We start from the raw sequence: 13,079 nt of genomic DNA on the forward strand, positions 1-13,079 counted from the left end.
GTTGATTGCCCTCCTATTTGGTGTCTTTAGCCATCTCCATGTATCCCCCTTAAGGGGCTTTGATGGTGGTGCAGCTTCCTTAACATAGCAAGATTTGCTTTAGACTTAGGTATGCGTAAAGTTAAATAATGAATTGTCGCATTGCATCAGCTGAGGAAACAAAATGAGTCGAAAACGCAAAGAAAGCCAAGGTCCAATGCCTGCTGCAAGTGCAGGGTTGCTGAGATTCTTTGAGGAAGAAACCGAAGGCATCAAAATCAGACCTGAACTGCTCATGGTCCTGTCTGTGGGTTTGATTGTGGTTTCTGTTCTGGCTAACGTCTTCTAATCTTCAGTTCTTTATCCTTTCTCGCGCCTAGACGGTGAGGGTGCGTGAAGCACTTCAATTCTTTGGATTGAGTGTAAGTTAAGCATAATTTCGCTGCGTTCTTCTCGGCTTGCCACTTGGGGGATGGGCTGTGCCATCGTGGACCGTAACACAATTGCCTCTGCATCTTCAAGCCAAATCCCCGCGGGGTCATTGGAGACCGCCAGTAAGGTGCCTTCAAACCCATAAGAGGGGTCAAGGATGACTCTGATTTTTTTGCCCACGTTTCTTTCGAGCATGTGAAGTATTGACAGGGGCAAGTTTTGCTCTGGCATAGCGTTCGCAAACTGGATAATATGCGAGGCTGCAGATAAAACAGTTGCTCCGACAAAACAGGACCTTTTCATGTAATTTGCTGCTGTCACACACGTTTTTTTGTCCTTGACTTTGAGTGTTCTGTGTGAATTTTGCTTCCTTACCAACTGCAAGTTGGCTGAAAACTGTTTTTCGCGGCAACAAAACAGCCAAGCTTCGCTAGGCTTTAATAGGCATCGGCGTTCTCATTATGAATTCACTTGAGGCGACAAAATTGGCGACAGAAGACACCCTAAATCAGTCCATAAACAAAGCACAACGGCACTACCGCTCCCTCTTCTCCCTACCCTCATTCAAAACAACTCTGCTTCTACTTGCCGCTCTCTGCCTAACCGCCGGTGCCACCTCCACAGTATTCTTTCCAACCGCGCAAGGCTTAACCAACGGCCTCCTGCTGGGCACAGCACTTCTGGTAGCCACCCTTGTCGTGGACATTTTCTTAAGCAACATGGTTCTCAAAGACCCCGTTTTCAACCTCCGTCGAACCCTCTTTGTTTCCCTATTCAGCTGGGCACTCTGGCTGCTTCTGATGATAGTCGGGGCAGTGTTCGGGTTTGTCTGGTGGCTAAAACTTTGCTTTTTAGGCTTTGCTGTTCTGTTAACCCTGCGCACAGTGGTGTTTCTTGCGGTCCTGTCCGCAGGAGCAGGAAAACGCTTACTGGCTATTTTGCTTCAACCCTTTGCCTGCCTCCTAACCTTCATCCTCTACTGGAACTACATCAACGTGAATTTGGAAGCTCTTCTCCCCTTCATCGTCGCCATGCCCATCATTGCCTGTGTCAGCGCCTATGTGTTTGTTTTCTTAATTGACCGAATTGGGCAAAAAGAGTACGGCGCAGGTTCCATGTCGCTGTTTCAGGCTTTTATGCTCAACTGGGTTGCCTCCCTCAACGCCCCCTTAGAGAGCTACTTGGAGAAGCGAGGCGAAGATGTCAACGTTCAAGTTTCCCTACTCAAATTTGACTCCTCAAAACCCAAAGCAGCCATAATTGTCCCCCTTGTCCATCCGGGTCCGTTCAAAAATATAGGCAGCAGCGTTTTGCCCTCCCTGCTAAAACAGCAATACACCGATGCCTACCAATGTGACACTTGCGTCCCGCTTGGCTTGCTTGGGCATGAGTTAGACGTTGCCTCCCAAGCCCAAAACCACAAAATCATCACGGGAATCATCCAAAACGCAAACTTTGAAGCCAAAATTGACAAAGCAACCCCCTACGTGACTGTTTCAGAAAACGGTGTAACCGCTTCCTGCCAGCTTTTTGGCAAAACAGTTTTTCTCAACTTCACTCTTGCCCCCAAAACCACCGAAGACCTGCCCCAAGAACTGGGCAGCCTTGTCCAGCAAGACGCACAAAAACTGGGCTTGGACGCTCTGATCATTAATGCGCATAACTGCTTAACCGAAACCACCGAAATCGACGCCTCCATTGAGGCTCTAAGAGAAACCGCCAACAAATGCCTAAACCAAGCAGCCGCCCAAAAAGCCGCCCCTTTCCAAGTTGGCTCCCACACCGTTTACCCCTCGGAATTCACCCTCAAAGACGGCATGGGCGCAGGAGGCATAACCGCAGTTGTTGTGAAAGTGGGCGAGCAAAAAACCGCCTACGTGGTAATTGACGGCAATAACATGGTGCCTGGGGTGCGGGAAAAAATTCTCTCCTCTTTGGGTGCGGCTGGGTTTGAGGCAAGTGAAGTTTTCACAACCGACACGCATTCGGTCAGCGCGGTTGTGGTTGGACGCCGCGGTTACCATCCCGTTGGAGAAGCCATGAACCACCAAATCCTAATCCAGCACATTACCGAAGCCGCCACTGCAGCAGCAGGCAACATGGAAAACTGCAAGGCAGGCTACCAACGTATAACTATCCCAAAAGTCCGCGTAATAGGCGGCGACTGCCTAGCGCTCCTGTCTGAGCTTGTGGATAAAGCCATGCAAAAAGCCAAACAAATCGTCGTTCCCGTCTTTGGCTTGGAAGGTTTACTTTTGCTTCTGCTGCTCTTCTTGCGGTAGCTACCGTTTTGTTGTGCGTTTGGGCTTGCGTTTCAGTCCTGTTCCGCAGACGGGGCATTCGGAGCTTTGAAAGTTCGCGGGGTAGGTTCGGCGGCAAGCGGGGCAGTACCGTATCCAGTTAAGCACCCGTTTAATTCCAAATGTTGCCAAAGACACAAACCCCACGCCCAGCTTGGCTGCTACGTTTTGGATGGAGTAGTCGTCAGTGACAATCTGCGGGCAGTCACCTCGAGCTTTAACCTCCAAAGCCAACGCCAAAACATGCATGTCCGTTTCAGAAAGGAAAAATGAGTCCCCAACCGAGGTGGCGCATGTCTTCACTTCATCCAAAAACTGCGGTGAAGGCTCAAAAATCTTTACGCGCCCATTTTCGATGGCGGTGTTGAACCTGAGCATGGTCATGGCGTTCTTTTTGACCTCACGCTCCACAAGTGGGGGTGCAACCTGCTCTTCGCGCACCGTGAAGGGGTCAAACCCTGCAACAAACGCCGATGTATCCAAAACCATCACGCGTTTGCCCAAGGCGTTGGTTTCTATTGTTCATCCCTTTCCCTAACACAGCCCTTAAACTGCAGCCTGCTCTCCAGTCGACTGTAAAAATCCGACTTAAACCTGATAAACGAAGACACATCCCGTGAACTCGTGACGGTAACAGAAGCTTGCCCCTCAGGCAACAAACGACGGTAAGCGCCATCCACTAAAACCAACATCTCCTTGGGACGCACAGGTTCAATTCGGATTTTGGCGTCTGCATGAAAAACCATCGAGCGAAAAGTGGTCAATGAACAAATGGGTGTCAAAACAATGGCGTCCACATCCGAATCCAAGACAGGTCCGCCCGCCGAAAGTGTGTACCCCGTGGAACCCGTCCGCGTAGAAACAATTACGCCATCAGCTTCTAACTGGGCAATGGGCAAGTCATCCTTGAAAATCTGTAAATACAAAATCTTGGAGGGCTCCCCACTGGAAACTACCACATCATTAAGCGCGTCAGGCGTCGGTTCTCCGTTGGCAACTGTGGAGAGTTTGGCACATTTCTCAATTTTGAAATCGCCACCCAAGATTCGGTCTACTGCCGCGCAGGCTTCGCTAGGGTTAACTTCAGTGAGAAAACCTCGGACACCCATGTTTACAGCTAAAACGGGTGGCTCAGGCTTGGGCAGCTTGAGGCAAGTTCGCAGAACAGTTCCGTCGCCGCCTATGGTGATTACAAAGTCGGTTTTCATTTCTTTAAGTGGAACCAGCTTGCCTTCGGCTTTCATTTTTCCCCGTAGCGTCTCCTCCAAGTAGACTTCGACGCCTTTTTGAGAAAGATGCTCCGAGAGCTCCTTTGCCAGCGTCAACGCTTGCTTTTTATCGTATCGGGCGACTAATCCGACGCTTTTGAACAAGCTTTTCCACCGTGCTGATATTAGCGATACCTTAATCTATATATGGGTGTTGTTCAAATTTGCTGTTAGTTAACAGACATTTGGTGAGACCATGACTAAGCCAATGGACGTTGGAGAATTACGCGTTGGCGGCTACATGATGATTGACAACGAACCCTGCCGCATAGTGGACATAACCAAGTCCAAACCCGGAAAACACGGCGCCGCCAAAGCAAGAATAGTAGCCATAGGCGTATTTGACGATCAAAAACGACAATTCGTAAAACCCGTCGACGCCAACGCAGAAGTTCCCATAATTGATAAACGAACCGGACAAATCTTCGCAGTTAACCCCACAGGCGTCCAGATTATGGACCTTGAAACTTTCGAGTACATAGATGCTCCGTTTCCCGACGAAGAAGACCTGAAAAGCAAAATCGTCGCGGGCGTAGAAGTTGAGTACTGGCGGATTCTGGGCAAAGTGAAGATTACCCGAACCAAATAGCCCCATTTCATTTTTTTGCTTTGATACCTTCCACACTTCCACCTTAAAGTTAGCTCCATACTTTTCGGTTGAGCCTTCTAACAGGGAAGCATGGCAGAAATGTGAATACGCATTGTTTATGGTGATTTTAGCGGTCACCTCTTTATCTTGATGTATAGTTGGTCAAAGCTTTTCCGTCAACCTAATTATCCGCCTAATACAGTACATTAGCTGAAGCCAATGATGCATGAAGAGCCGTCGGATATCGTGAAGAAAAACTCTAATGGGGAAACTGAGGCTTCAAACCATCCATCAACAGCCAAAAGGTAGAGGGCATAGGGTAGGTAAAAACATAGCCTACCTACATGGCATCTCAACTGGGGGAACCCGCTGAAACTGCATTTGCCCTGCAATAGGCTTTTAAGACCGCTTTAGGCTTTAAGGTTGGAGACACCAGCAAATGGCTCTAGACCGCTTAGGCTCCTCACTTACGGACGCAATTAAAAAGATTTTCAAGTCCTCCGTGGTAGATGAAGCTGCGGTTAAGGAACTTGTCCGAGACATCCAACGGGCGCTTTTGCAAGCTGACGTTAACGTGCAGCTAGTTTTGGGCATCTCCAAACGCATTGAAGAACGCGCCCTCAAAGAAAAAATGCCCCCAGGCATCAGCCGACGCGAACACGTCATAAAAGTGGTCTACGAAGAACTCACCGCGTTTGTGGGTCAAAAAAACGTGCCCCTCAAAATGGAACCCGGCAAAAAATTTGTCCTCATGCTGGTGGGCATTCAAGGTTCAGGCAAAACCACCCATGCAGCTAAACTTGCGCGGCTTCTGCAGAAAAAGGGGCTGAAACCCGCTCTGATTTGCGCCGACACCTTCAGACCAGGCGCGTATGCGCAGCTGCAGCAGTTAGCCGCCCGAATTAACGTTCCCATTTACGGTGACCCCAAAGCAAAAGACCCCGTTAAAGTGGTTGCTCAGGGGCTCAAACAGTTCCCCGACAAAGACATCGTCATCGTGGACACATCAGGTCGCCACAAGGAAGAAAAAGACCTCATTAAAGAAATGAAAGACCTTGAGCGCCACATCAAACCCAACGAAGTCATGATGGTTATCGACGGCACAATTGGGCAGCAGGCTTTGGTTCAAGCTCAGACGTTTCATGAAGCTACCCCCATCGGCTCTATTCTTGTAACTAAACTGGACGGTTCCGCACGCGGTGGAGGTGCGCTTTCCGCAGTAGCAGCAACAGGAGCACCCATAAAATTCATCGGAACCGGCGAGAAAGTCGAAGACATTGAACAGTTTGTTCCCTCCCGCTTTGTTGGACGCCTTTTGGGTATGGGTGATTTGGAGACGCTGCTGGAGCGGGTCAAAGAAGCTGAAATTAAAGTTCCCCAAAAGAAAACCAAACAGATGCTTAGCGGCAAATTCACCTTAACGGACATGTATGAACAGTTCGAAGCCGTAAAAAGCATGGGGCCCTTCAAAAAGGTGCTTCAGATGCTGCCTGGTATGTCCAGTAAGGTGCCCGACGACATGCTTAACTTGGCGGAAGGGCGGCTTGAGAAATGGCGGGTTATTATCCAGTCGATGACTCCTGAGGAAAAGGAGAACCCAAAAATAATCAACTACAGCCGCGCCCGACGTGTAGCCCACGGTTCGGGAACCAGCGAAAAAGAGGTCAAAGAGCTGCTTAAGCAGTATGTTATGATGCGGCGAATGCTAAAGATGATGAAACGCAAAAAAGGGCGGCTTCCCTTCATGCAGGGCATGGGTGGGCAAGGGTTCCCAACGGACTTCAAGTAGGCTTGGTTATGAATGTTTTAGAGAAAGCTCTGCAGATGCTTGAGAAGCACCCTTTATGTGACCACTGCTTGGGCAGGCAGTTTGCACTTTTGGGCTATGGTTTAGAGAATCGCCGACGAGGAGCCGCCTTGAAGCTGAGTCTAACATTGCAGGCTGCTGAGCAAGCTTTGGAAAAAAACCCTCAAGGCATAAAAAACCTTCACGTCTTGGCTTCCAACGGTTTCTCACAGGCAGCCCAAGACATGCTAACTCACCTCAAAAAAAGTCAGCCTAAAACGGATGCTTCACCCTGTTTTCTGTGTGAAGACACCTTCCAGACCGTTGACTCCCTCATCTCAAAGGTTTTGGAGAAAACCCACGAGTATGAGTACACAACGTTTCTGATGGGCGTGGAGTTACCAACTGCGGTGATGGAACGCGAAGACGAATTTAAAGCAGTCTTTAACGTGACCCATGGGGAAAGCATAAAACATGAATTTGGACGCGTGCTGGGCAAACAGGTGGAAGCTGAAACCGGCAAAACCCCCGAATACGGCGCCCCTGACATCATGATTATCGCCAACCCTTTCACCCAAAGCATTAAGCTGCAGGTCAACCCCCTCTTTGTAGCAGGCAGATACCGCAAACTGGTCCGCGACATTCCCCAATCCCGATGGTTCTGTTCCAACTGCCGCGGCAGAGGCTGCAGTGAATGCGGCGGAACAGGATTGATGTATCCTGAGTCGGTTGAAGCGCTGGTTTCCGAGCCGTTTTTGGAGGCGGCGCAGGGCGAGAAAACAGCTTTTCATGCGTCAGGACGCGAGGACATCGACGCCCGCATGTTAGGCACGGGGCGCCCCTTTGTGGTGGAAGTTTCTAAACCCAAAAAACGCTGCTTGGACCTAAAAGGCATTCAAGAAGTCATTAACACGGCAGCAAAGGATAAGGTGGAGGTTTCCCGTTTACGCTTCACCGACCGCGACAAAGTCCGCAAACTAAAGAAAGCTGAGAACGCCCAAAAAGAGTACCGCGCCCTTATCGTGTTTGAGAATGAGGTTTCTGACGCCGACATGTTGTTGGTGGAGGAAAAACTTAACGGGGTCACGGTTAAGCAGCAGACGCCTTTGAGGGTTATGCATCGACGTGCGGATTTGACGCGGGAAAGGTACATATATAAGCTTAAAGTTAAGAAGTTGTCACCCAAAGAGGCTTTAATGGAAGTAAGATGCCAAGGAGGCCTCTACGTCAAAGAATTGGTGTCAGGCGATGAAGGGCGAACCTTACCCAGCGTTGCGGCTTTACTCAAAAACCCAGCGAAGATTATCAAGCTTGACGTTTTGAAAGTTATCATGGAAGACCAATAGGTGAAAATTGAATGAAACCCTCAAAAGGATATTGCGCCGCAAGCCGCGGTGTCATGACCAAGTCGTTCCGAGACAAAGGCAAGCCAAAACTGACAAAGTTCCTACATGAATACACAATGGGAGACAGCGTCATAATCAAAATTGACTCTAGCCAGCAGAAGGCACTGCCCCACAGACGCTTCCACGGCAAAATTGGCAAAGTCGTCGACAAACGTGGACGAGGCTACATCGTGAAGGTTGCTCAAGGCAACGCCACCCGCGAACTCATCGTCCGAACAGAACATCTAGAACCCTACAAAGGCACGTAAGAAGGTTAACGTATGAGTAAAAGAGAAACAAGCGAAAGTAGGCTCACTTTGCCCCAAGTTAAACAGGTACTGGAATCTCTGGGCGAAGAAAACTTGGATCAGTTCCAACGCCGTACGTTAGATTACGTTTCAAAATTCGCCAAAGTTGACCCTGCTGACGCTGAAGTTCTCTTAGAAAAACTAGTTAAAGACTTCGAGCTTGACGAGGCTGACGCGGTCCAGATAATTAACTGCATGCCCGAAAGCGTAGATGAGCTGCGCATATTTTTGGCTGGCGGACGCAAAATTATTGAAACCCAAAAACTTTCCGCTATCGTGAACCTCTTGAACGAAACCAGACTCCTAAAATAGGGCAAATCATACAAGTCTTTTTAAGCAGTAAGAGGGAATAGTGTAAAGTGACTACTATGGAGAAGCAATACGAGGAGTATGCTTACGTACTGGACTTCCTACAACACGGCAAGCCTGGCTTTCGCCCCACTGGTCGCGCCGGTTACCGAGCAGGTGCGCTGATTCAATGCGTCGGCGAAGAATTCTTCACCCTGCTAGAAGCCCTAGTGAAAGAAGGCTTAACCCTGCGGCCTTCTGACCGCGTTTACGTGGGCAAAGACAGCCGCGACGAAGTCACCTACATAATTGGGCGCATCGGCTATGAAGAACTCACAGCCTCCGCAAAGTCCGAGCTAAACTCTACTGTAGGCAAAATTGTCCAAAACCGCGAAGAATGGTTCGTCAAATTCTTCAACACCGCCCGTGCTATAACTCCTCGTATGCATGCCTTAGAGTTGATTCCGGGCATCGGCAAAAAATACATGTGGCAAGTTATCAACGAACGTGAACGCAAGCCCTTCCAAAACTACGATGACATAACCAAACGCACCGAACTGCCCAACCCCGTCAAACTGATCACCAAACGAGTGATGGAGGAGCTTGAAGGCGAAAGCAAATACCGCCTTTTCACCCGCTTCCACTAGGTTGACTAACCCAAAAAATGAACCTTGAAAAAATGAAGGTTTTGCTGCAGGAACTTGACGTAGTTCCCAACAAGGTTCTTGGGCAGAACTTTCTGGTTGACGCTTCGGTTTATCCAAAACTAATCACACACGCCAAACTAAATGCGGAAGACACTGTGCTGGATGCGGGGGCTGGGTTTGGGTTTTTGACGGTGTTTCTTGCCAAAAACTGCAAACATGTTATAGCTGTAGAGAAAGACCCGCAAGTAGCCAAAGGACTGCGCGCGCAGCTCAAGGATGTATCCAATGTCACCTTAATCAACGGCGACGTCCTGAAAACTCCGTTGCCTCTATTCAACAAAACAGTGTCTGCTCCGCCCTATTACTTAAGCTCGCATCTAGTCGCTTGGCTTATCGACCGCGGCTTTGAATGTGCAGTGCTTATTGTGCAAAAAGAATTCGCAGAACGCCTCGTGGCGCCAGTTGGCAGCGAAAACTATGGTTGGCTATCCGTAGTTGCCCAGCAAACTGTGACCGCTGAAGTTCTAGATGAAGTTCCGCGTTGGATGTTTTTTCCCCCGCCCGAAGTAGACTCCGTAATTCTTAAGTTAACGCCTTGGGAAACGCCACCGTTCTTGGTGAAGGATGTGGCGTTGTTTAGGCGGCTGACCAAGTGGCTGTTTACGCAGCGCAACAAGAAAGTGGATAATGCTTTGGTGCCTTTCATCAGGGCAGAGTTCAAGGTGGATAAAACCGAAGCAGCAAAAATGGCATCAACATTTCCGCTTCACAACCGACGCGCCCGAGAACTAACACCCAGCGATTTCGGAGCCTTAGCCGATGCCCTCAGCCAATAAGAAAGCCTTCTTCGAAGACCTAGTTTTTGAGGTTTCCGGCGACGTTTATGAGCCCGCAGAAGACTCTTTTTTGTTTGCTGAAAACCTCCAACTCAAGCCCAACGCGAGAGTTCTGGATGTGGGCACAGGCAGCGGCATCCTTGGCATACTTGCCGCAGCAAAAGGTGCCCGCGACGTGGTAGCCATCGACATAAACCCACACGCCATTAACTGTGCAAAACAGAACGCCCACAAAAACGGCGTCAGCAACAAGATGCGTTTTGTGCAAGGTGACCTGTTTACCCCCTTAACAGAAACCGCACCCTTTGACCTAATCCTCTTCAACGCGCCCTACTTACCCTCAGAGGAAGGCGAAGACGCAACTTGGCTTGGACGAGCTTGGGCTGGAGGAGCAACGGGGCGGGAAGTTATAGACCGCTTTATTGCCCAAGCTCCCCATCATTTGCGGCGTAGTGGCGTACTTTTTTTGATGCAGTCCAACTTGGCAACCATTCAAGAAACCATCGAAAAGTTTGCGGCTCAAAAGATGCATGCTGCTTCAGTGGCCCATTTGGACTTACCTTTCTTTGAAACCCTGCATTTGCTTAAAGCCATTTTCTAAGAAGGTTGCTTCTAAAAACTGTGAAATCTTTTTTTTCTGTTGACAAGTTTTAATAATCTAATGTGTGATACTCAGCTTAGTGACTGGTATGAAGCGCAAACTTATGGAAATTCTTGCTTGCCCAATCGACAAGCATCACCCACTGGAACTTTACGTTTTCGAAGAAAAAGACGAAATCGTTGAAGGCTTAATTGTCTGCCCCCAATGCCTACGCTGGTATCCTATCCGCGACGAAATCCCCGAAATGTTGCCTGACGAGCTGAGAAGAGAAACCGAGGACCTGCCCTTTCTGAAAAAATACAAAGACAAAGCACCCAAAAACGTGGTGACCGAAGGAAAACCCTTCAGTCTCAAAGCCTAACACAGGCAGCTAAATTTTTATTGCCTTGTTTTTGGCTGAAGACTGCAACGCCGCCATCGCAATCCGCAGCGCCTTAACGCCATCCGTGCCTGTGACCAACGGCTTTTTCTTTTCCAAGATGCACTCTGCAAAGTGCTGCAGTTCCCTTTTTAGGGGTTCTTGGAATGGAATTCTGGGCTGCAAGTTTTCTTTGGCGTTTTCAACCCACAGCTCCTGTGTGATATAATCCAACCGCATTATCGCATCTGTTCCCGTTACGTTCAGCGTCCTAGTCTTGTAGGGTGTTAGCCAGTTGGATTCTATAAATGCGCTTTGCCCCCCTTCAAAGGTGAGCATTATCTGGGCGTAATCCTCAAACTGCCTATGACGCATGTTCCCGGTTTTCGCGTAAACACTAATGGGGTCCTGATTGGATACGAACCGCATAATGTCTATGTCATGAATTGCTGTATCTTTGACTACGCCCACATCGCCGATTCGTTCAGGCCACTGGGAAACCCGCTTTGCCGATGCTGAAACCAAATCCCCAATCCGTTTGCTCTCCACTGCTTCCCGAATCTGCTGCAGCCCCGGAATAAACCGCATCAAAAACCCAACCGTTAAATGTAGCCCGTTTTCCTGTGCAGTTTGTAGCAGCTTCTCGGCTTGATTTGTATCGGTCGCCATGGGTTTCTCCACCAGCACATGTTTTCCTGCGTGCAGGCATTTTTGTGCTTCCTTTGCAAGCATGGTGGACCATGTGCATACGTTTACGGCTTGGATTTCTGGGTTCTTAAGCATTTGAGCGCTGTCAGTGTAAGCTTGCACCCCGAATTGGTCTGCTATGGCTTTGGCTCTTGCAGCATCAACATCACAAACCGCAACTAGATTGGTGGCTGCAAGCTCTTTGTAAACACGTGCGTGATTTCTGCCCCAAAATCCCGTTCCTATTACTGCGACGCCGAGTTTGTTCATTTTTTTTGCTCTCCTCTGCCTAACCCTCGATATGTGAAACCTGTATTCATTACTTTAGTGGGCTCTATAACTCCCACTAAATCCACAAACGCTGATGGTTCTTTCATTAAGGCATGAAGCTTCTTAAGGCTTAATCTCTTAAACTGTTCTATTTCGGAAAGAATAACCAAGCAGTTTGCGCCCTCAACCGTTTCATTCAATGTTCTTTTTAGTGTACCCTCCGCTTTGGGGTCAACCGTGCCTTGTGGGTTGTATCGGCTGATTTTTGCTCCTTTAGCAACCAGCAACTCAGCAAATGCTTCTGCGGCAGTTCCTGTTTCCGCTGCCCCCAGCAAGGCGATATTTGCTCGACGCATTGTCTTTCCTCCAACACGAAGCGCATCCTGCGTCAAGTTAAAGGCATGTTTTACCATGTCCTCATTTAGTTGCCTTGCCATTTTAGGCAACCGAAGCTGCATGTTCACGTTATCCGCGTTCTCAAGAAGCACATAAACTTCTTCCCGGTTTGCCTCTTCAGCAATGCTTGCTCTACAACTGTTTGGGCACGAAAAAGAGTCAAAGAGCTCTGCGGTCTCCACGAAATCTAAGTCCGTCTTTTCACAAAACACCGCTAACTCATTGTTCAACGCCATGTTAATGTCCCGTTTAGCCGCTGCAAACAAAACCGCAGCTTCCGCCTTTTTAATGTTAAAAGTTTTTTCAACACCCTTTTCCGTGATAGTTTCAAAAATTAAAGCCGCAGAATTCAAGCTGTACTTGTCGTTTGCAGCTACTACGGCTTGTTGGACGCTACTTCTCTTTTCACAGTTCCAAAAGTAACTGAAAGTGGGGTTATATGCAACGCCAAGGTCCCCTGATTTGAACCCTGACGTATCTTCCAAACTTTCTTTAACCACGCCTTCAACGAATCCAACACCGCCAACGCCCCCATAGACAACTAAACTTCCCCTCTGGAGGTTTTTTCCCACTTTCTTGCATATGCCAACAACACTCGCGTTGTCGACCCTTTTTTTAGAATCAACTTTGGCATCAACCGTTATGATGGTCACGTCGCTTTCCGAAACAGCCGCATCAAAATCGCCCGTAACGTTTAACACCCCTTTTTTGAGTAGACTCTTCAGCTTAACTTCCGCTTGGCGGTCACCAAAAGGCAAACTGCCCGTGGACAGGCGTTTTACTGCACTTTGGTCAACATCTGTGCAGGACACTTTGAACCCTGCTTCCGCAAACGCCAAAGCATAAAAAACTCCTTTTTGTCCACAACCCACAACATTAAGTCTGATTTTTCCACGTTTTTCGGGAGTATCCACTTCTTCTTCTTTTAAATGCAGCACTGAAGGCAACC

At 48.7% G+C, this 13,079-nt stretch carries 16 protein-coding genes; 11 read left to right on the forward strand and 5 right to left on the reverse strand.

What is annotated here, in order from left to right:
• Nucleotides 1-163 precede the first annotated feature (163 nt).
• The gene (locus ACBZ72_11775) at nt 164-328 is read left to right on the forward strand and encodes a preprotein translocase subunit Sec61beta (protein ID XES76838.1); all 165 of its coding nucleotides are present in this window, start codon (nt 164-166) and stop codon (nt 326-328) included.
• An 11-nt stretch (nt 329-339) separates the two neighbouring features.
• Here the strand turns inward: ACBZ72_11775 and ACBZ72_11780 are convergent, their stop codons facing one another.
• Nucleotides 340-642, reverse strand: coding sequence for a hypothetical protein (locus ACBZ72_11780; GenBank protein ID XES76839.1), 303 nt, complete (start codon nt 640-642; stop codon nt 340-342).
• A 230-nt stretch (nt 643-872) separates the two neighbouring features.
• Here ACBZ72_11780 and ACBZ72_11785 point away from each other — a divergent pair, with 230 nt between their 5' ends.
• A complete protein-coding gene (locus tag ACBZ72_11785) occupies nt 873-2,693 on the forward strand; it encodes a DUF2070 family protein (GenBank protein XES76840.1) in 1,821 nt (606 codons plus the stop codon).
• Here ACBZ72_11785 and ACBZ72_11790 read toward each other — a convergent pair whose 3' ends face one another.
• Together ACBZ72_11790 and ACBZ72_11795 are read right to left on the reverse strand one after the other, a co-directional pair.
• A complete protein-coding gene (locus tag ACBZ72_11790) occupies nt 2,694-3,215 on the reverse strand; it encodes an NOB1 family endonuclease (protein ID XES76841.1) in 522 nt (173 codons plus the stop codon).
• 11 nt (nt 3,216-3,226) lie between these two features.
• The gene (locus ACBZ72_11795; protein XES76842.1) at nt 3,227-4,084 is read right to left on the reverse strand and encodes an NAD(+)/NADH kinase; all 858 of its coding nucleotides are present in this window, start codon (nt 4,082-4,084) and stop codon (nt 3,227-3,229) included.
• A gap of 91 nt (nt 4,085-4,175) precedes the next feature.
• On the opposite strand from ACBZ72_11795, the gene ACBZ72_11800 reads away from it, so the two are divergent.
• The 9 genes from ACBZ72_11800 to ACBZ72_11840 all read left to right on the forward strand — a co-directional run bounded on the left by ACBZ72_11800 (nt 4,176) and on the right by ACBZ72_11840 (nt 10,780).
• Nucleotides 4,176-4,568 carry a translation initiation factor IF-5A gene (locus ACBZ72_11800; protein XES76843.1) on the forward strand — a complete coding sequence of 131 codons (393 nt, stop codon included), beginning with the start codon at nt 4,176-4,178 and terminating at the stop codon, nt 4,566-4,568.
• A 439-nt stretch (nt 4,569-5,007) separates the two neighbouring features.
• The gene (locus ACBZ72_11805; protein ID XES76844.1) at nt 5,008-6,357 is read left to right on the forward strand and encodes a signal recognition particle protein Srp54; all 1,350 of its coding nucleotides are present in this window, start codon (nt 5,008-5,010) and stop codon (nt 6,355-6,357) included.
• A gap of 8 nt (nt 6,358-6,365) precedes the next feature.
• A complete protein-coding gene (locus ACBZ72_11810; GenBank protein XES76845.1) occupies nt 6,366-7,700 on the forward strand; it encodes a tRNA pseudouridine(54/55) synthase Pus10 in 1,335 nt (444 codons plus the stop codon).
• 11 nt (nt 7,701-7,711) lie between these two features.
• Entirely contained in the window at nt 7,712-8,008 is a 297-nt protein-coding gene (locus ACBZ72_11815; protein XES76846.1) for a 50S ribosomal protein L21e, read from the forward strand.
• A 12-nt stretch (nt 8,009-8,020) separates the two neighbouring features.
• The gene (locus tag ACBZ72_11820; protein XES76847.1) at nt 8,021-8,359 is read left to right on the forward strand and encodes an RNA polymerase Rpb4; all 339 of its coding nucleotides are present in this window, start codon (nt 8,021-8,023) and stop codon (nt 8,357-8,359) included.
• A 56-nt stretch (nt 8,360-8,415) separates the two neighbouring features.
• Nucleotides 8,416-8,982, forward strand: a complete 567-nt coding sequence (locus ACBZ72_11825; protein ID XES76848.1) for a DUF655 domain-containing protein — start codon at nt 8,416-8,418, stop codon at nt 8,980-8,982.
• A gap of 17 nt (nt 8,983-8,999) precedes the next feature.
• Complete coding sequence (gene rsmA / locus ACBZ72_11830) at nt 9,000-9,818, forward strand: 16S rRNA (adenine(1518)-N(6)/adenine(1519)-N(6))-dimethyltransferase RsmA (protein XES76849.1); 819 nt, start codon at nt 9,000-9,002, stop codon at nt 9,816-9,818.
• Complete coding sequence (locus tag ACBZ72_11835; protein ID XES76850.1) at nt 9,802-10,419, forward strand: HemK2/MTQ2 family protein methyltransferase; 618 nt, start codon at nt 9,802-9,804, stop codon at nt 10,417-10,419. The genes rsmA and ACBZ72_11835 overlap by 17 nt, the downstream gene beginning before the upstream one ends.
• Nucleotides 10,420-10,507: 88 nt before the next feature.
• The gene (locus ACBZ72_11840) at nt 10,508-10,780 is read left to right on the forward strand and encodes a Trm112 family protein (protein XES76851.1); all 273 of its coding nucleotides are present in this window, start codon (nt 10,508-10,510) and stop codon (nt 10,778-10,780) included.
• 9 nt (nt 10,781-10,789) lie between these two features.
• On the opposite strand, the gene ACBZ72_11845 is transcribed toward ACBZ72_11840, so the two are convergent.
• Nucleotides 10,790-11,734: a Gfo/Idh/MocA family protein gene (locus tag ACBZ72_11845; GenBank protein XES76852.1), complete on the reverse strand. Its 945-nt coding sequence runs from the start codon at nt 11,732-11,734 to the stop codon at nt 10,790-10,792.
• Nucleotides 11,731-13,068, reverse strand: coding sequence for a UDP binding domain-containing protein (locus tag ACBZ72_11850; protein ID XES78687.1), 1,338 nt, complete (start codon nt 13,066-13,068; stop codon nt 11,731-11,733). Before ACBZ72_11850 ends, ACBZ72_11845 begins: the two co-directional genes overlap by 4 nt.
• Between the last annotated feature and the right edge of the window lie 11 nt (nt 13,069-13,079).

The sequence above is a fragment of the Candidatus Bathyarchaeia archaeon genome (assembly GCA_041447175.1).
Taxonomy (GTDB): Archaea; Thermoproteota; Bathyarchaeia; order Bathyarchaeales; family Bathycorpusculaceae; genus JADGNF01.